We start from the raw sequence: 17,316 nt of genomic DNA, 5'->3' as shown, positions 1-17,316 counted from the left end.
AACCCGTTCCATCTCCGCACCTTCCAGGAACCATCCCATGCATCGCGATCCCCTGCTTTTCCCCGACGACGAAAACGGCGACGTGCTCTGGCAAATGGCCCAGGCCGGCGACGATCTGTCGATTCCCCGCGAAGTCGATTTCGCGGTGATCTTTCCCTCGGAAGACGACGCCCTGAAGTTTGCCGTGCACCTGCTGCGCAGCGACCAGAAGGTGTCGTTCTCGTCCTATGAAGAACACGACGAACTTCCCTGGCAGGTCCTGGCCCATCCCTTCATGGAGGCCAGCCACGAGAACGTTTCCGGCTTCGAGCGCCTGCTGGGCGAAGCCGCCGAAGACTTCGGCGGACGCAACGACGGCTGGGGTTGCGAGGCGCAGCCGGCAGCCTGAGGCGATGGCCGTACCCGCCGTTTCCCGCCCGCGCATTGAATCGACCCGCCGACCGCCCCACGTCATGGGATCGACGCCGCCCCTTTGCGAGATCCCATGACCGCCACCGCCACGCCCCGTCCTTCCCGTCGCATCGGCGCGCTGCGCGGACTGTGGCCGTTTCTCAAGCCGCATAGGGCGCTGGCGATCGGCTGGCTGCTGTTTCTCGGCCTCTCCTCGGGCGCCTCGCTGGTGCTGCCGCTGGCCTTTCGCCACATCATCGACAAGGGCTTCGGGCATTCCAGCCAGGCGGTGATCAACGAGACCTTCATCGCCCTGTTCGGCGTGGCCGTGGTGCTGGCCGTGGCCACGGCGGCGCGCTACTTCTGCATCACCCTGCTCAGCGAGCGGGCATTGGCCTCGCTGCGGCAGACGCTGTATGCGCAGGTGATCCGGCTCGACGTGGGCTTCTTCGAACGCAGCCGCGTCGGCGAGCTGCTGTCGCGCCTCAGCGCCGACACTGAAGTGGTGCAGGCGCTGATCGGTTCCGGCGTGTCGGTGGCGCTGCGCAGCGTGGTGATGCTGATCGGCGCCAGCGCCATGATGGTGTGGACCGCACCGTCGCTGGCCGGGCTCACCGCGCTGGTGATCCCCGCCGTGATGCTGCCGATCCTGGTGTTCGGCCGCCGCGTGCAGAAGCTCTCGCGCGCCAGCCAGGACCGCCTCGCCGACGCCGCCGCGATCGCCAACGAAACGCTCAATGCCTCGACCGCGGTGAAGGCCTACGCGCGCGAGAACATCGAGAGCACCCGCTACAGCAACGCGATCCTGCGTGCACTGGCCACCGCGCGCCGGCGCATCGGCATGCGTGCGCTGCTGACCATGGCGGTGATCGTGCTGGTGTTCGGCGCGATCACCCTGGTGCTGTGGGCCGGCGCGCGCCACGTGCTGAACGGCACGCTGGACGCCGGCGTGCTGGGCCAGTTCGTGTTGTACGCGGTGTTCGCCGCCGGCTCGGTGGCCGGCCTGTCGGAAGTATGGGGCGACGTGCTGCGCGCGGCCGGCGCGATGGAGCGTCTGGGCGAACTGCTCGACGAGCGCCCGGAAATCGTCGCACCGGCACAGCCGCTGGCGCTGCCGCGACCGGTCAGCGGTGCGCTGCATTTCGACAAGGTGAGCTTCCACTACCCGACCCGCCCCGACACCGCCGCGCTGCACGACTTCACCCTGAACGTGCACCCTGGCGAAACCGTCGCCCTGGTCGGCCCGTCCGGCGCCGGCAAGAGCACGGTGTTCTCGCTGCTGCTGCGCTTCTACGATCCGCAGAGCGGCGCGATCAGCATCGACGGCGTCGACCTGCGCGCGGTGACCCTGGACGACCTGCGCGGCGCGATCGCGCTGGTGCCGCAGGAAACCGTGATCTTCAGCGGCAGCGCCGCCGACAACATCCGCTTCGGCCGCGAAGGCGCCAGCGACGAGGAAGTCCGCGAAGCGGCCCGCGCCGCCGAGGCACACGACTTCATCAACGCGCTCAACGACGGCTACCAGGCCGAAATGGGCGAACGCGGCGTGCGCCTGTCCGGCGGCCAGCGCCAGCGCATCGCGATCGCCCGCGCGATCCTGCGCGACGCGCCGCTGCTGTTGCTGGACGAGGCCACCTCGGCACTCGACGCGCAGTCGGAGGCTGCCATCCAGCAGGCGCTGGCGCGGCTGGAACAAGGCCGCACCACCCTGGTGATCGCCCACCGCCTCGCCACCGTGCAACGCGCCGACCGCATCGTGGTGCTCGACGGCGGCCGCATCGTGGCGCAAGGCACGCACGAAAGCCTGCTGGCCGAGGGCGGACTGTATGCCGAGCTGGCCCGCCTGCAATTCGTGGCGTGAACGCTCTTGCGATCGAGTTTCCGCCTGCAGAATTTCGGTTTGGCGAATCAACAACACCCTCGACACGCTAACCTCAGGCACTGATCCCCAGCCTATCGACCGGTATGTCCATCGTCCTCACTGCCTTCGCCCGTACCCGCCTGTTCCCGCGCGACCGTCGCTCCAGCGCCATCCGGGATTGCAGCGCAGAGGAGTTCGAGCGGCGCCTCAACAGCGAGGCACCGTTGAAAGTCCTTGAGGGTTACGCCCCGTTCTGCTGCCTGCACGTGCACCGCAACTGGACCAGCACACGCTGCACCGCCACGCCCATCACCGATGCGAACCGCCACCTGCTGCGCTCGGCCTACGAGGCCCGCAGCACCGAAGAACTGCCGGTGCTGGTGCGCTGGTTCGAGGGCATCGACCCGCCCGTGGCCAACTATCTGCTGCCGATCCTCTACAGCCGCGAGCAACTGGCGAAGGAAGACTCGCCGATCGACGCCGACTGGGGCGTGGTCGGCTGCCTCTACACCGCCGAGCCGGAGGAGATCCCGATGGTGCCGATCACCATGCTACGCAATGCGCTGGGCGTGGCCGAAGGCGGTTCGGGCGTGCCGCTGGATCGCGAGGCATATCGGCGTGCCGTAGCGTTCTGGGAGCGGCACGCGAACTGGCGCGGGTGAATACATGCCCTTCGTGAAGCCATGCCATCAATGATTCCGTTTCCGACCGGGAGCCGCGCGTGTCCACCTTCTCCGATCCACCATCCGCCGCCCGCTACGCCGAAGGTCCAGTCAGGCTGGTGCCGGGTTTTCATGCCCTCCAACAGATGGCCGCACTGCTTCTTGCCGAGCGCGTCCCCGCAGACGGGCATGTCCTGGTGCTCGGCGCGGGTGGTGGCCTGGAGTTGAAGGCATTCGCCGAAGCGCAGCCCGGGTGGCGCTTCGTCGGCGTCGATCCATCCGCCGAGATGCTGAAGGCGGCGGAAGTCACGCTGGACCCGCTCGCGTCGCGCGTCGAGCTCATCGAAGGCTATATCGACACGGCGTCGGAAGGACCGTTTGATGGCGCTACCTGTCTGTTGACCCTGCATTTTCTGTCGGCCGAGGAACGCCTGCACACCCTCAAGCAGTTGCGACGCCGCCTGAAACCGGGCGCCCCGCTGGTTGTCGCCCACCACAGCTTTCCGCAGACCGAGCGCGAGAAGGTGCGCTGGCTGGAGCGCTACGCGGCCTTCGCCGTTTCATCCGGCGTTCCCGCATCGAACGCGAACAAGGCGATCGAGGCCATCGGCGCCCGACTTCCCCTGCTTGCGCCGGAACAAGACGTTGCGCTGCTGGAAAAGGCGGGATTCGAGGACGTGGAATTGTTCTACGCGGGCTTCACGTTCAGGGGCTGGGTCGCCTATGGCGCCCGCTGACATGGGTCGGCGTGATCGATCCCTTGATTTGTGCCAGCGCCGCGCGCATTCCTCGGGAGTACCGCACAAACCACAGGAACCACGTCATGCGATCTTTCGGCAAAGCCGCCCGGGGCGAACGTCTCGAACGTCTGCACTCCCTGCCGTTGTGGGATGGCGAGCGGTTGCGCAACATCCATCCGGTGTTGCCCGGTTTGCGCGATGCGTCCACACCGCAGCCCACGCTGCGCGACTTTGTCTGCGGCGATGCGGATCGCACCCCGCCTGCGCCACTGCCCGCCGAGGATCCGCGCGGCGCGTGGCTGAAATCGCCGGCCAGCGGATTGCGCGCCACCTGGCTGGGCCATTCCACCGTGTTGCTGGAGATCGACGGCTGGCGCGTGCTGACCGATCCGGTCTGGGGCCAACGTGCCTCGCCCTTCACCCTGCTCGGCCCGAAGCGTTTCCAGCCGGTGCCGGTGAGCCTGCGCGACCTGCCCGCCATCGATGCGGTGGTGATTTCGCACGACCACTACGATCACCTGGACTACCCGACCATCCGCGCGCTGGCGAAATCGGATGTCCCCTTCGTCACCTCGCTCGGCGTCGGTGCCCATCTGGAAGCCTGGGGCATCGCGCCATCGCGCATCACCGAGCTGGCCTGGTGGCAGACCCATCGCGTGCCGGGCACCGGCCTGGACATCACGGCCGCGCCGTCGCAGCATTTTTCCGGGCGCGGCCTGAAGGATCGCAACCTCACCCTGTGGTCGTCACTGGTGATGCAGGGCGAACGGCACAGCGTGTTCTTCAGCGGCGACACCGGCCTCACCAGCGAATACGAGACCATTCGCGACCGGCTTGGTCCGTTCGACCTGGTGATGCTGGAAGTCGGTGCGTTCCATCCCTCGTGGGGCGACATCCACCTGGGGCCGGCCAATGCACTGGCGGCGCATGACATGCTCGGCGGCGGCGTGCTGATGCCGGTGCACTGGGGCACGTTCGCGCTTTCCACACACGCCTGGGACGAGCCGGTGGAAACCCTGCTCTCGCTGGCCGATCCGCATCGGGCGCACCTGCTGCTGCCGCAGCTCGGCCAGGCGGTCGAGCCGGTGGAACGACGGCCGGTGACGCCGTGGTGGCGCCGCGACGAAAGAGCTGCCCGGAAACCCGGCGTCGAACCCGATCCCGTCGAAGCCTCCGGCGCCGATCGCCTGGCGGGTTCGGTCCCGTGGCCGCTCGACTGAGCGGATCGCACGACAAAAGACAGGAGGCAAAATGGACGTCCGGCGATTCAGTGCGCCGACGACTTCCGCTCCGCATCCAGCGCACGCTTGACGGTGGCCACGAACTCGCGCCGCGCGGCGACCAGTTCGTCGGACGTCGCATGCGGCCATGCGCCGACTTGGGCGATCACCAGCTGGCGCGCGGGGTCGACGTAGACCATCTGGCCGAAGATGCCGATCGCCGCATAGCTGCCGTCGGTATCCGTCCACCACAAATAGCCGTAGCCGCGGTCGGGATCATCGACGCTTTCCTGGCGGCGCAGCGCGCCATCAAGCCACGCCTTGGCGATTACCGGCTTGCCCGCGATGCGCCCGCCGTCGAGCATGAACTGCCCCAGTCGCGCATAGTCGCCTAGCGTGGCTGACAGCCCGCTACCGCCGGTGTCGCTGCCATCGCACTCGTCCTTGATCCAGTACGCATCGGCGGCCATGCCGTAGGGCTTCCAGATGGTCTGCGACAGGTAGACGGCCAGCGAACGGTGCGTGGCACGCTGCACCAGGATGCCGAGCAGGTCGGTTTCCGCAGTGTTGTAGTTGAAGTGCGTGCCGGCCGGCCACTGCCGCGGCTGTTTCTTCAGGTACGACAGGATATGCGCCTGGCCGTCGACGCAGGCGCCGAGGTACATCTGCGCCACGTCCGACTTGGCATCGGCGTAGTCCTCGTTCCAATGCACACCGGAAGTCATCGTCAGCAACTGCTGCACCGTAACCTTGGCGTAGGCACTGTCGCGCAACTCCGGGATGTACGTGCCCAGCGTGTCGTCCAGGCTGTGGATGTCGCCACGTTGCAACGCGATGCCCAGCAACGTGGACGTCACCGACTTCGCCACCGAGAACGACTCCCAGCGCTGCTCCGGCCCGAAGCCCAGCGCATAGCGCTGCAGGCGGACGCGCCCGTGCTGCAGCACCATCACGCCGGCGAGGTGGTGCTTGTCCATATAGTTGGCCAACACCCCCGACGCACCCTGCACGCCCAACTCCAGCGGCTTGCCCTGCGGCAGCGCGTGCACATGCGTACCGTGTGCGGCACGATCGCTGGGAAACCGCTCGTACATCTGCCGGAACTGCGCCTCGCGCTGCGCCTGCGGCCAGAACAGCACGGCTTCGCGTTGCTGGCCGATGGTCTGCGTGCTTTGCGCGCGGGCGGCCGATGGCAGCGCTACGAGGAGGCATAGCGCGGTGAGCAGGCGGACCCAGAGGGTTGGACACATGGGGGGTGTTTGCCGAATCGGTAGCGAAACCACCATTTTACCGACTTGTGCCGACGTCGACCGCTGCAGGAAGTGCGCAGTTCGCCCGCGGCTGGAACTTGAGCCGCCGACGTACGCCGGTGCGCTCCAGTTCGGGCTTCGGGCTCGTGCCTTCACGCCGTCGTTCCGGACAAGGTGGTCCCATCAGTCTTCCATGAGCCGGCGCTGAGTGTCGGCCGCCGGTTCCCACTGGTTCGAGCGGCGCCGGCACAAGCCGGCGACGCCATGTTGCGCAACCGCAAAGGAGCTATCAATGATCAAGCGCATGCTTCCCCTACTAATCGGACTGTCGGTTTGCAGTGTCGCCCTCGCGCAGGATCCAGCTGCCACCACCCAGTCGGCGACAACGACCATCCAGACCACCACCACGGCTTCCACCTGGACCACGCAACCGCCGACCGGCGCATTGAGCGAGGAGGCCATCAAAACCGCGATCGCCAATGCCGGCTACAAAGAGGTCAAGGACCTGAAGTTCAAGGACGGCGTATGGCGCAGCAAGGCCCGCGGCGGCAACAAGCAATGGGTCGAGCTCGCCGTGGGACCGGTGAACGGCAAGGTCTACGTCAACGACGCACCGTCCAAACTCAACAAGGACGAGATCACGGCCAAACTGACTGCGGCCGGCTACGAGGGCGTCCATGACGTGGAGTACGAGCACGGCCTGTGGAGCGCTGACGCCAAGACCAGGCGCGGCACCGACGTCGACCTGCTGGTCGATCCGGGCGATGGCAGCGTGGTAGCCAAGTCGCGCGACTGACGCGTTGCGCTTGCCATGATTACGGAAGCCCGGTGCGGAACGCATCGGGCTTTTCTTTCGATGATGTCCGCCGTCGCAAGCGGACATGCTCGGTCATCGGTTTCCCTGGCCCCTCTATCGACCCGCAGCGGGAATCATCCCGATGGTGACCATCCACATCTCGGCCAGGGCGGGCCAGCGCGTGATCGGATTCGACGTCGGCCTCAGCCCGAACGCATGCCCGCCGTGCGCGTACAGGTGCATCTCGGTCGGCACCTTGGCGTTCTTCAGCGCGATGTAATAGGCCAGCGACTGGTTGACGCCATCCACGTAGTCGTCTTCCGCCTGCACCAGGAACGTTGGCGGCGTCTCGCGGGAGACAGGGACATTGGCATTGAACTTGTCGTCATCGGTCGCGAGATGCCCCGGATAGATGGGCATGGCGAAATCGGGCCGGGCGCTTTCCCTGTCGGCGGCGTCCACGGGGGAATACAGGCGCCGCGCAAAGTTCGTGCTGATCTCCGCCACCAGGAACCCGCCCGCCGAAAACCCGAGCACGCCAATCCTGTGCGGATCGATGTGCCATTCCGCTGCGTGATGGCGCACCAGCCGCATCGTTCGCTGCGCGTCCTCCAATGACGGCACCGACAAGGCGAAATTGTGCGGGCGGCAATCGCACTGCCATTCATAGGGCGCACTCGGGATGCGGTACTTCAGCAGGACACAGGTGATGCCCCTGGACGTGAGCCAGTCGCAGGCTTCGGTGCCTTCGAGATCCATGGCCAGGATCTGGAAGCCGCCACCCGGAAACACCACGACCGCAGCTCTCGTATTCTTCCCCTTAGGCGCATAGACCGTCATCGTGGGGCGGGTCACATTGGTCACCGCAGTCACCGGCTTGCCAGCCAACAACTTGTCGCTCACCTTCGCCGTTTCCGGACCGGGAACCTGCTGTGCATCAGGCGCTGCTCCCGGCCAGATCGGTATCTGAGTGTTTCCAGCGGCGGGTTGCCAAACCGTCGTCGCTGCATGCGCGCTTGCGCATGCGACCAGCAGGCATAGGGCAATCGTGCAAAGCTTCATGACGCTCCTTCGTGTTGGCGCTCGCCAAAGTCGTGCGATCAAGGCAGGAAACCAGCTCCGACCCTTTCCCGATGCTGCACGCCGTATCGGGCCTGCCGCAGCCGCTTCCGTGGATTTCTTCGGGCAAACGCGCCAATGTCACCATCGCCCGAAGCCATGCCAATCCCGACACGCCACTTGAAAACCGCGGAGATTCCCGTGAACGCAACGATGGATTCCGCCGACTGCGAGGTCGGCTATGACATCCCCGCCCTGCCGGGCATGGACGAGGCGGATATCCAGACGCCCTGCCTGGTGCTCGACCTCGACGCGCTGGAGCGCAACATCGTGAAGATGGGCGACTACGCGAAAGCGCACGGTGTGCGTCACCGCAGCCACGGCAAGATGCACAAGTCGGTCGACGTGCAGAAGCTGCAGGAAAGCCTGGGCGACGCGGTCGGCGTCTGCTGCCAGAAGGTTTCCGAAGCCGAGGCCTTTGCGCGTGGCGGCATCCGGGACATCCTCGTGTCGAATGAGGTGCGCGACCCGGGCAAGATCGACCGGCTCGCGCGCCTGCCGCGCTACGGCGCGCGGGTCATCGTCTGCGTCGACGACGTGGCGAACGTGGCCGAGCTTTCGGCTGCGGCGCAAAGGCATGGCACGACGCTGGAGTGCCTCGTCGAGATCGACTGCGGCGCGGGCCGTTGCGGCGTTGCCACGACCGGCGAAGCGGTTGCGATTGCCCAGGCGATCGACGCCACGCCGGCCCTGGGATTCACCGGCATCCAGGCGTATCAGGGCGCCATGCAGCATCTGGAAAGCTATGCGGAGCGCAAGGCGAAGCTCGACGACGCCATTGTCCTGGCGAAGGCGGTGGTCGAAAGCCTGCAGACGGCCGGGCTGACACCCGAACTCGTCTCGGGCGGCGGCACGGGCTCCTACTACTTCGAGTCCAATTCAGGCATCTACAACGAGCTGCAATGCGGCAGCTACGCTTTCATGGATGCGGACTACGGGCGCATCAGGGACAAGGACGGCCATCGCATCGACCAGGGCGAATGGGAGAACGCGCTGTTCATCCTGACCTCGGTGATGAGCCGCGCGAAACCCGGCCAGGCAGTCTGCGACGCGGGCCTCAAGGTGCAATCGCTCGACAGCGGCCTACCCGTCATCCACGGCCGCGACGACGTGACGTACCTAAGCGCCTCGGACGAGCACGGCGTGATCGAGGACAAGCGTGGCGTCCTGCGCATCAACGAAAAGCTGAAGCTCGTGCCCGGCCATTGCGACCCGACCTGCAACCTCCACGACTGGTACGTCGGCGTGCGCAACGGCAAGGTCGAGGTGGTGTGGCCGGTGTCGGCGCGCGGAAAGAGCTACTGACGTGCCATGCGTCACGTCGCCATGACAGCGTGCCGCTCATTACAATTCCGCCTTCTTTCGTGGAAGGTCGACCGCATGACTATTCGTTCACGCCGTGCTCTGGTGAGCCGCATGCTCATCCTGGTGCTGTTCTTCGCACCAGTCGTCGCCATCGCCCAGGCCGTGACCGGCGTGGGATTTCAAGCGATCGCGATTCACGACCCGGTCAACGGCGGTACGACGCCCGGCTACGTGTTCTATCCGTCCGCGCAACCTTCGAAGACCACCTGGCGCGGGCCTTATGAATTGCATGCCACGCCCGACGCACCACCCCTCGCCGGCGCCAAGCCGCTGGTGGTGATCTCGCACGGCCACGGCGGGTCGGACCTGGGCCATCACGATCTCGCGGCGTACCTGGCGAGCCACGGCTTTGTGGTGGCGACGCTGGAACATCCCAAGGACAATTTCCACGACATGAGCGGCGTCGGAACCGCAGCCGTGCTGGCCGGCCGGCCGATCCAGGTAAAGGCTGCGATCAGCGAACTGCTGCACGATCCGCACTGGAAGACGCTGATCGATCCGAAGCGGATCGGCGTCACCGGTTTTTCCGCCGGCGGCTACGCCGCGCTGATGGTCGTGGGCGCGGTGCCACGTTTCGATCTCTACGTGGGCTACTGCGAACGCCATCCCCAGGACCCGGACTGCGGGCTGCTGCAGAAACTCCAGTCCCAAGGCACCGCGACGGCGGCCCTCGCCGCACTGCAGGCAGGCGTCGACCGCTGGGGCAAGCCCGACGATCCGCGCGTGAAAGCCGCCTTCGCCATGGCGCCACTGAGCCTGGTGTTCGACAAGGCCGGTCTTGCCCACGTCGATCGCCCGGTTTTCCTCTATTACGGCCAGGACGATCGGGTGCTGCTGCCGCAGGAAAACGTCCTGCACATCGCACCGCTGATCAAGACGCTCGCCGGCATCACGATGATTCCCAAGGCGGGGCATTACGTGTTTCTCTCGCCGTGCTCGCCGCAACTCGCCAAGGGCGCACCGGACATTTGCAAGGACCCGCCGGGCGTCGATCGCGTCGCGGCGCACCAGCGCATCAACGCCAGCGCACTGGCGTTCTTCCGCAAGACGCTTGGCGCCGCAACGCACTGAGCCTCCGTGCTCGTCGTCCGTCAGCGAAATCGCCTGGGCAGCGCGGCCAGAACTCGACCGTCAACCTGGGGCAATGAAAGTGGCAACGGGGCGACGGTTCATGCCGGCTGGTAGACGGCTGCCACGGCGCCAGAGGCGAAGGGGGTCATGCTGACCAGGTGTAGATCAACCGGGCTGCGCAGTGCGGAGAACAGCGACAGGCCGTGGCCCAACACCACCGGGTGAATGCCCAGCCGGTATTCGTCGACGAGGCCGGCGGCAATGAGGCTTTGGGCGAACCGGGCGCCGCCATGCGCAAGGATGTAGTTGCCCGGCTGTTCCTTCAGCCGCAGGACTTCCTCCACAAGATCGCCGCTTGCCACCGTGGGCTCGGCCCAGGACTGCAGGACCGCCGCTGTCGGCGTGGCGCCATGCCGCCCCGCATTGCGCGCTTTCGCCTCGGCGAGCATCGGCGACGGATCCACCGGTGTGTTCTTGATCCCCGTCCTCGAAAAAATGACCTTGGGGATGTCGTTCATCGGCGGGGCGATCGGCATGTCCGAATAGGGCCAGAACGCCGCCATGTCGTGATAGCTGCGGCTCCCCATGATGTGCACGCCGGCTCCGCGCAGCGTATCGAGCACCCACGCCGTGGAATCGGCGCCGCCCGATGACCGGAAGACCCAGTCGGCCTCGCCGTTCGGCCCGGCGACAAAGCCGTCCAGGGAAACGGACATCTTCAACACGAGCTTTCTTCTTGTTGCCGTTGAGCCAGCCATGGTTCCTCCGTAATCTTGCGATGGTTCGTGGACCGAGGATGCCAGTGTCGGTTCTGGCCTCTTCAAAGCAACGACGAACGGCGGAAGCATGTTTCGACATGGTCCGAGGTACCTGCCCGGCATGCTCATGATCGTGGCCCGCATGACTGCACTGGCCTTTCGTTCCGAGCCTTGCTCGCCGATCACTTCGCCCTGGCAACAGTTAGGATATCTCCCACCCTACAAAGCTGTGTGCGCCATGAGTGACGTCCTTACCCTCCATGAGTTCAGCGATGAACTCGCGGTTCACTTCCGTGACATCAATGCGGAATGGATCCATGCCATGTTCCGCCTCGAGGAAACCGATCGGGATGTGCTGGAGAACCCCCGCGCGAAGATCATCGACGCGGGTGGCGTCATTCTCTTTGTCGAGGCAAGCGGACTCGGGATAGTGGGCGCGTGCGCCCTGCAGAAGACGGGGGCTACCAGCTACGAGCTCACCAAGATGGGTGTGCGCGAGTCGGCACGCGGCATGAAAGCCGGGGAGTTTCTGCTCTCCGCGATTATCGACCGGGCAAGGTCGCTGGGAGCCGAGCCCCTGTACCTGCTCACCAACGCCAAATGCGCCGCTGCCATTCACCTGTACGAGAAGCTTGGCTTCCAGCACGATGCTGAAATCATGGCCCGGTATGGAGCACGCTATGAAAGGTGCGACGTGGCCATGCGCTACCACGCGGAAGCCTTGCGGTAAGCAACCTTGTGGCTTCCAGCCATGGCCTGCATTCCGCCTTGGGTCGCGAAAGCGGCACTCCTAACTTGCCGTTCGGACGTCTGCACCGCAAGGACTGCTTGCGGCCAGAAGCGGCCAGTCAATAGAAGAAGCTGCTCTCCAACTTCACCAATTCAAACGGCCGTAAGTGGACCTGACCCCATTCGCGTTGAGCTGGACGCGTTGCACGATGCACTGGCCCGTTCCGACGAATTGGCGGCGCTGATCGGCGCCGCGTGAGAGTCCTCCCCCGCCTTATCCGACGCACGGCCCGCGCCGACCCTACTCACCTGGAACCGCTCCGCCCCCAAGGCGACTGCGCACCAGCGCATCAAGCTTTCCCAATCGGACGAACTGCGTCGGCACCGGACGCGGCATGCGGCGCATGAACGGAAAGATGCGAGGGCACACGTACAAGTCCTCGATCCGCTGCTCGACGGTGGCACTTGCGGGCCACTTCAATAGCTCAAGCAGTCGCGTCGCGTGAGTTTCCAAGAACGCGTGTCGCCGCGCGATCTTCGCCAACTGGCCCGTCGTCCGGGTCTTGCCGAAGACGTCTTCGCGAAGACGCCGCATATCCTTGATGCAAAACGCCGGCTTGTTGTACTTGCACTCGACCATGAACCACCAGTTGTCCTCCGGACGGTAGGCCAGCACGTCGAAATCGCCGACATCCTCGAAGCCTTCTTGCCGGAACCGCCGGTGGAAATCGACGCCGTGCTCGACGTACGTCAGATGCCGGCCAAACACTTCGACGGCGCGTAGTTCCAGATCTCGTTCAATGTGCGCCTTGATCGAGCCAGCGACGTCCTCGATCTGGGGATACCCAAAGTCGGCAGGCGGGTAGCCGTCCGAGAACGTGCCATTCCAGATGCCGAAGGCGCGATGCGCCGCGGCCGCGCCCCACAACAGCCGGTCCTGTCCGACCCGCAGTACGGGGCGAATGCCGTAGCGGTGCACGCGCTTGCGGTGCTCCCAGATTGGCACATCGTCCGTTTCCTTGTCTTGACCGGCGAGCAAGCACACGCGGCCCGGGTCCAGCGTCACAAAGTCCAACGCCGCTTCCACCTCGGCGGGCGGCACCTGAAGCGGCACGTGCGCGACGAGGGTGGCCAGCACGTCCGCTCTGGACCCCTCGTACGACCATGCCAGAGGAACCGCCCCTTGCTTGGCGCTCACCCACCGACCCAGCACCGCCAACACGGGCAGCAGAGTGGCCATGGAAAAGCCAACACAGTTCACAAAGGCGGCATCGAGCCATTGCCGCTGCGCCTCGTCCATTGCCGCGAGGTGATCTTGGTCATCGCCGCGTGCCAGCAGCTCGTTCGCAGCTTCTTGCTGGTATGCCTGGTCATCGTCGCCTTCGTAGAAGACTTCGGGGATGAATTCGCTATCCACGTCGATGCCGCCGACTTCCAGTTCGTTATGCAGGGTGTCGCTTGCCCCATACAGCACCAGCAACCAATCCGCCTGCGCTACCAAGGCTTGCCACTCATCAACGGTGGGCATCCTGCCCTCCGATACGCCCCGGCTATACGCAAGCTCCAGCAGGTAGCGAACATTTCGGGTCGTCCGGATGAACTCTTCGTGCGCCTTGGCCTGTTGCTCGGTGCGATCGAAGTCGACTTCGTGCGTCAGGCTCATGCGAAGCCGCGTGCTCTCGCGGTCGTATTCGGCGACCAGGTGATCGAACTGTTCGACCGCAAGGCGAACAAGGGCCTGCCGATCAAACTTGCGGACGTGTTCGTGCACCAACGCCCGATAGCGATCGCGAATCTTGTCGATAACCGCCTTGGCCGGCTTGAGTTCGTAGCGACCCGGTGCGATGCCTTCGGATTGGAACTCCATCGCCAGATCACGCCGCGCCAGCTTGAAATGCTCCAGATCGGCCAAAATTGGATCGGGGTGATCGGGTACATCGACCGTTCGCTCTCTGTGCGAGAGGGTGAAGCGCGGCGTTCGGTCCGCCGTGGCCGCCAACCCTCGCAGCACCTGCTCGTCCAGCGGCATTGCCATCACCGCACATGCGCCGCGCAGCCACTCGCCGGCGCAGAAGACCTCGAATCGGGCATCCGAGGCATCCTCCAGGTCCGTGGCGACCTGAAACAAGTCGACCTCGACTTCAAGCACCAGCGAGTCGGCGCTGCGTTCGCGGATCTTCCATGCCGTAAGTAGCGGCTCGGCCGAGGGCTCGCCGCCGCTCTCATCTGGCAAGCGGTCTAGGTTGGCGCGGCAATGGGTCACAACTCGCTGGTGCGCGAACAGGTTCGCGGGTAACAACTCCGCCCGCTCATTCCACGCGTCCGCCACGCAGTGGATGAACAACTCCAACAAACTGCCGTGCCGCACCTCCAAGTCTTGCGCGTCGACATCGAGCATGAAGTGCAAGGTGGGCTCGACCCCGTCGGCGCACCACGACAGCCGCGGGCGGCCGCGATGGGTCAGCTGGCGCAAGGTCTTTTCGGTGGGCTTCACCGACCACGTGGTGGGGTCGTCATCAGGAAACCGGCGCGGCGCCGAGGCCCAGAACTTTCGTAGTTCTTCAAACCGATAATTCGATCCGCCATGCGGGTCGAGCATGATCATGGTCGGGCGGATCGCGCCGCCGATAAGCACGCCGTGTGAGTGTCGATACGCGGCGAAGTGATCCATGGGACCGGTGAACGGAGAGGCCGACTCCTCATTGGCATCGACGAAGGCGAAGTAGTCGTCAAATTCTTGCGATCGCTCGACCGACTCCACGATCGACACCAAGTCCACGAGGAAAAAAGTCTTGATGTTGGACGCATACGGGAGCGCGACGGAGGCGCCGCCAGCGATGGGCGCGACGATTACCGCGAGCACGCGTACCGCATCTGGCGAGCGCCCCTGAAGCGGCATGTGCAGGATCTGGCCGGTGGCCAGGTCCTGCGCCACCAAGCCGTCATCTTCCTCGATCAAGGCGCGAAGCCGCTGCTCGGCCGCAAGCAAGTCTTTCGTGCGCCGGACATCCACCAGGACCATCACCCACAGCGCCTTTCGCGTACTGAGCAACGCGCCGACCTGCAGATCGGCCAGCTTCGGGTGGCGAAGCGACACGCGCAATGGACCAGGGATTATGTCCGCCGGTTGAAAGCGCTGTTCGAGGAAGCGGGCGGTTTGCGTCGCTGTGTCTCGCTCCAACTGTCCGCTGGGCCGGGCGTCGCGCTCTTCCCAGTGCTGGATCACCACGGCGCACAGACATCGCGGGCTGAGCGGGAAGCGCTTACCGTCCAACTCGAGCCAGGCAAAGGGCAGCAGCTTGCCCGTCATGAACTTCGCCGTGAACGTAGCAGCGTCCAGCGGCGGGATGGCACCGAGGCGAGTGATCAGCGCAGGACTCACGGCCAACCCGGCCGTGATGTCTGGTATCGCCAGCAAGACCTGCCGAGCCTGCGCCCAGAACTCTTCTGGCGGCACTTCGAGGTGGCCCGAATCGAGGCCACTGACCTCGCCCGGTTGCGCAATGTTTTCCAGCAAATGATCGTGCAGCGCAAGTACTGCACGCATGTCGTCGCGCCCCGCTGCGCCTCCGGTTCTTGCCAGGCGAAAGGCGTCGATGAAATCCGGCATGCGCTCGAAGGCGCCGCCGTACATCAGGCGATAGCTCTTGCCTTCAAAGGCGACGCGCACCTGCCCCCAGTCCAACTCGGGTAGGTAGTCGTCCGTCATGGGAAACGTGGGCAAAAGCTCGTACAAGCGCCTGATGAAGTCGCTGAACTGCGCATACGTAGCCAGGCGGCGATCCCCGAAGACGGGTGCCTTTACGGAGACAAAGACAGACAGAGCCAAGGCCTGACGGGTCTGCGCCGACAGGTTGGGCAGCCACAATTCGGCGATAAGCAGCGCAAGGTATGCGTCGATCGCGCTCACCGTGGTCAGGTGAGCGCGAACGGCCTCAATGCTGCGATTCAGTGCCTTCTCCATGTCGCTGAGCGGGCGCTTCGGCGCCTGAAACGTGCGTCGATGAGGCTTCTTGGGCTTGCGCTTGGACATGGCCCCCGTTGTCCGAATTCGGTCAGTCGAAACTGTCGTCGATTCTACTCGCCGCAGCAACGACGCCCCCCGCTTTTGAGGAGTAGATGCCTGTGGAATCTAGCATTCCAAGTGTCCGCTTCGGGTCGGGAGCGGTCCCTCGCAGATAAAGCCTGCATGCTTTGAACCCGGGCAGCGCGCTACCCGACCCACCGGCACTCGCAAGACGCCTCAACCCCGCCGCGCGGGCAGGAAGCGGCTGTTGCGCAGCAGTCCCGCCGAGACCAGCGATACCAGCATGCCGACCGGGAAGATCTCCGCGAAGGTCATCGGCAGGCGGAACATCGGGTTCGCGTACTGCACCTTGAACACTTCCATGTCGGCAGTCAGCTTCGCCAGCGCCTCGGCGCTCGCGCCCTTCGCCTTCTCGCTCGCGATGATCGCGTTCGAATACGAGGTGGCGAAGTCCATGTGCGTCATCGCCTGCAGCGCTTCCCATGCGACCACGTAGAGGATCCCGGCGATGAAGCTCACGCCCAGCCCGACCCCGAACGCCGGCCAGAACCCGATCACCCCGCCCCGGTCCACGTCGCGGTGCCGCTTGATCCCCACGAATACCGCGCTCAGCGCGATCAGCATGGTCGTGTAGCCGATCAGCATGCCGTACTTCAGCGGCGGCATCCCGGAGAACGCGGTGAAGGTGACCAGCTCGAAGCCGCCGACGACCAGGCCGGCGATCACGCCGTATTTCAGGATGGTGCGCAACATGGTGTGCTTCCTCGAGTGGTGGGTAGAGCCGCCATTGACCGCGATCCGGCCCCGCCGGGCAATCGCCCGAACGGGTGATTTCGGCGTATTCATTCCAAATAATTCGCCCTCAGGGCACGATCCCCAACTCGCGCGCCCGGCGGATCGCCTCGGTGCGCCGCTTCGCGCCCAGCTTCTCGAACAGCCGGGCCACGTGCGTCTTGACCGTGTTCGGCGACACGTGGAGGTGCGCGGCGATCTCCTTGTTCGAGTGGCCGGCGGCCAGTTCGTGCAGCACCTCCAGCTCCCGTCCGCTCAGGCCCAGCGCCGCCTGCGCCTTCGGATTGCCGTCGAAGGCGGCCGGCGCCGGCGCGGCGAACACCCGCACGCCCAGCACGATGCCGAGCACCAGGAACGCGGCCGCGACCAGGAACAGGTAGACGTCGCCCGCATGCATCCGCACCAGGCGCTGGTAGTCGAGCCACTGCAGGGCGAGCGTTCCCGCCGCCAGCAGCGCCCCGTAACCGACCACCCGCTTCCACATCGCCGCCTCCGCTCGCCCCGCGCGCGGTCATCTTAGCGCCGGCCCGCCGGAG

Annotated in this window: 15 protein-coding genes; 9 read left to right on the top strand and 6 right to left on the bottom strand. The window is 65.4% G+C overall.

All coding sequences use genetic code 11. The features are described 5' to 3' along the window. Nucleotides 1-37 precede the first annotated feature (37 nt). The 5 genes from ABIE04_RS13795 (at nucleotide 38) to ABIE04_RS13775 (ending at nucleotide 4,873) form a co-directional block, all read left to right on the top strand. Nucleotides 38-388: a ribonuclease E inhibitor RraB gene (locus ABIE04_RS13795; RefSeq protein WP_354551270.1), complete on the top strand. Its 351-nt coding sequence runs from the start codon at nucleotides 38-40 to the stop codon at nucleotides 386-388. A gap of 96 nt (nucleotides 389-484) precedes the next feature. Next, nucleotides 485-2,251 carry an ABC transporter transmembrane domain-containing protein gene (locus tag ABIE04_RS13790; RefSeq protein WP_354551268.1) on the top strand — a complete coding sequence of 589 codons (1,767 nt, stop codon included), beginning with the start codon at nucleotides 485-487 and terminating at the stop codon, nucleotides 2,249-2,251. Nucleotides 2,252-2,355: 104 nt separating this feature from the next. Beyond that, nucleotides 2,356-2,913 (top strand): DUF3228 family protein, encoded by a 558-nt coding sequence (locus tag ABIE04_RS13785; RefSeq protein WP_354551266.1) that lies wholly within the window; start codon nucleotides 2,356-2,358, stop codon nucleotides 2,911-2,913. Nucleotides 2,914-2,972: 59 nt separating this feature from the next. Continuing rightward, nucleotides 2,973-3,650: a class I SAM-dependent methyltransferase gene (locus ABIE04_RS13780; protein WP_354551263.1), complete on the top strand. Its 678-nt coding sequence runs from the start codon at nucleotides 2,973-2,975 to the stop codon at nucleotides 3,648-3,650. 86 nt (nucleotides 3,651-3,736) lie between these two features. Continuing rightward, nucleotides 3,737-4,873, top strand: coding sequence for an MBL fold metallo-hydrolase (locus tag ABIE04_RS13775; protein WP_354551261.1), 1,137 nt, complete (start codon nucleotides 3,737-3,739; stop codon nucleotides 4,871-4,873). A 47-nt stretch (nucleotides 4,874-4,920) separates the two neighbouring features. Here ABIE04_RS13775 and ABIE04_RS13770 read toward each other — a convergent pair whose 3' ends face one another. Beyond that, on the bottom strand, nucleotides 4,921-6,123 hold the full coding sequence (locus ABIE04_RS13770) for a serine hydrolase domain-containing protein (RefSeq protein WP_354551258.1): 1,203 nt from the start codon (nucleotides 6,121-6,123) through the stop codon (nucleotides 4,921-4,923). Between the two features lie 304 nt (nucleotides 6,124-6,427). Between ABIE04_RS13770 and ABIE04_RS13765 the strand changes: the two genes are divergently transcribed. Next, nucleotides 6,428-6,919 carry a PepSY domain-containing protein gene (locus ABIE04_RS13765; RefSeq protein ID WP_354551256.1) on the top strand — a complete coding sequence of 164 codons (492 nt, stop codon included), beginning with the start codon at nucleotides 6,428-6,430 and terminating at the stop codon, nucleotides 6,917-6,919. Between the two features lie 114 nt (nucleotides 6,920-7,033). On the opposite strand, the gene ABIE04_RS13760 is transcribed toward ABIE04_RS13765, so the two are convergent. Further along, nucleotides 7,034-7,981 carry an alpha/beta hydrolase gene (locus ABIE04_RS13760; RefSeq protein ID WP_354551254.1) on the bottom strand — a complete coding sequence of 316 codons (948 nt, stop codon included), beginning with the start codon at nucleotides 7,979-7,981 and terminating at the stop codon, nucleotides 7,034-7,036. Between the two features lie 198 nt (nucleotides 7,982-8,179). Between ABIE04_RS13760 and bhcC the strand changes: the two genes are divergently transcribed. After that, nucleotides 8,180-9,343, top strand: a complete 1,164-nt coding sequence (bhcC, locus tag ABIE04_RS13755; protein WP_354551252.1) for a 3-hydroxy-D-aspartate aldolase BhcC — start codon at nucleotides 8,180-8,182, stop codon at nucleotides 9,341-9,343. A 6-nt stretch (nucleotides 9,344-9,349) separates the two neighbouring features. Then, nucleotides 9,350-10,474, top strand: a complete 1,125-nt coding sequence (locus ABIE04_RS13750) for an alpha/beta hydrolase family protein (protein ID WP_354551251.1) — start codon at nucleotides 9,350-9,352, stop codon at nucleotides 10,472-10,474. Between the two features lie 98 nt (nucleotides 10,475-10,572). Here ABIE04_RS13750 and ABIE04_RS13745 read toward each other — a convergent pair whose 3' ends face one another. Beyond that, nucleotides 10,573-11,199, bottom strand: coding sequence for a dihydrofolate reductase family protein (locus ABIE04_RS13745; RefSeq protein ID WP_354551249.1), 627 nt, complete (start codon nucleotides 11,197-11,199; stop codon nucleotides 10,573-10,575). A 271-nt stretch (nucleotides 11,200-11,470) separates the two neighbouring features. Here ABIE04_RS13745 and ABIE04_RS13740 point away from each other — a divergent pair, with 271 nt between their 5' ends. After that, entirely contained in the window at nucleotides 11,471-11,962 is a 492-nt protein-coding gene (locus ABIE04_RS13740; RefSeq protein WP_354551246.1) for a GNAT family N-acetyltransferase, read from the top strand. Nucleotides 11,963-12,262: 300 nt separating this feature from the next. Here ABIE04_RS13740 and ABIE04_RS13735 read toward each other — a convergent pair whose 3' ends face one another. The 3 genes from ABIE04_RS13735 to ABIE04_RS13725 all read right to left on the bottom strand — a co-directional run bounded on the left by ABIE04_RS13735 (nucleotide 12,263) and on the right by ABIE04_RS13725 (nucleotide 17,264). Continuing rightward, nucleotides 12,263-15,994 carry a hypothetical protein gene (locus ABIE04_RS13735; protein WP_354551244.1) on the bottom strand — a complete coding sequence of 1,244 codons (3,732 nt, stop codon included), beginning with the start codon at nucleotides 15,992-15,994 and terminating at the stop codon, nucleotides 12,263-12,265. A gap of 210 nt (nucleotides 15,995-16,204) precedes the next feature. Continuing rightward, nucleotides 16,205-16,741 carry a DUF4199 domain-containing protein gene (locus ABIE04_RS13730; protein ID WP_354551242.1) on the bottom strand — a complete coding sequence of 179 codons (537 nt, stop codon included), beginning with the start codon at nucleotides 16,739-16,741 and terminating at the stop codon, nucleotides 16,205-16,207. 109 nt (nucleotides 16,742-16,850) lie between these two features. Further along, nucleotides 16,851-17,264 (bottom strand): response regulator transcription factor, encoded by a 414-nt coding sequence (locus ABIE04_RS13725; RefSeq protein WP_354551240.1) that lies wholly within the window; start codon nucleotides 17,262-17,264, stop codon nucleotides 16,851-16,853. Between the last annotated feature and the right edge of the window lie 52 nt (nucleotides 17,265-17,316).

The organism is Rhodanobacter soli, assembly GCF_040548735.1.
Classification (GTDB): domain Bacteria; phylum Pseudomonadota; class Gammaproteobacteria; order Xanthomonadales; family Rhodanobacteraceae; genus Rhodanobacter; species Rhodanobacter soli_A.
This window is presented reverse-complemented; position numbering and strand designations above follow the sequence as displayed.

Coding starts and splice junctions, on each gene's coding strand:
- ABIE04_RS13790 (WP_354551268.1), top strand. CDS start 485: ATGACCGCCACCGCCACGCCCCGTCCTTCCCGTCGCATCGGCGCGCTG.
- ABIE04_RS13765 (WP_354551256.1), top strand. CDS start 6,428: ATGCTTCCCCTACTAATCGGACTGTCGGTTTGCAGTGTCGCCCTCGCG.
- ABIE04_RS13760 (WP_354551254.1), bottom strand. CDS start 7,981: ATGAAGCTTTGCACGATTGCCCTATGCCTGCTGGTCGCATGCGCAAGC.
- ABIE04_RS13740 (WP_354551246.1), top strand. CDS start 11,471: ATGAGTGACGTCCTTACCCTCCATGAGTTCAGCGATGAACTCGCGGTT.
- ABIE04_RS13730 (WP_354551242.1), bottom strand. CDS start 16,741: ATGTTGCGCACCATCCTGAAATACGGCGTGATCGCCGGCCTGGTCGTC.
- ABIE04_RS13725 (WP_354551240.1), bottom strand. CDS start 17,264: ATGTGGAAGCGGGTGGTCGGTTACGGGGCGCTGCTGGCGGCGGGAACG.
- ABIE04_RS13770 (WP_354551258.1), bottom strand. CDS start 6,123: ATGTGTCCAACCCTCTGGGTCCGCCTGCTCACCGCGCTATGCCTCCTC.
- ABIE04_RS13735 (WP_354551244.1), bottom strand. CDS start 15,994: ATGTCCAAGCGCAAGCCCAAGAAGCCTCATCGACGCACGTTTCAGGCG.
- ABIE04_RS13785 (WP_354551266.1), top strand. CDS start 2,356: ATGTCCATCGTCCTCACTGCCTTCGCCCGTACCCGCCTGTTCCCGCGC.
- ABIE04_RS13795 (WP_354551270.1), top strand. CDS start 38: ATGCATCGCGATCCCCTGCTTTTCCCCGACGACGAAAACGGCGACGTG.
- ABIE04_RS13775 (WP_354551261.1), top strand. CDS start 3,737: ATGCGATCTTTCGGCAAAGCCGCCCGGGGCGAACGTCTCGAACGTCTG.
- ABIE04_RS13750 (WP_354551251.1), top strand. CDS start 9,350: ATGCGTCACGTCGCCATGACAGCGTGCCGCTCATTACAATTCCGCCTT.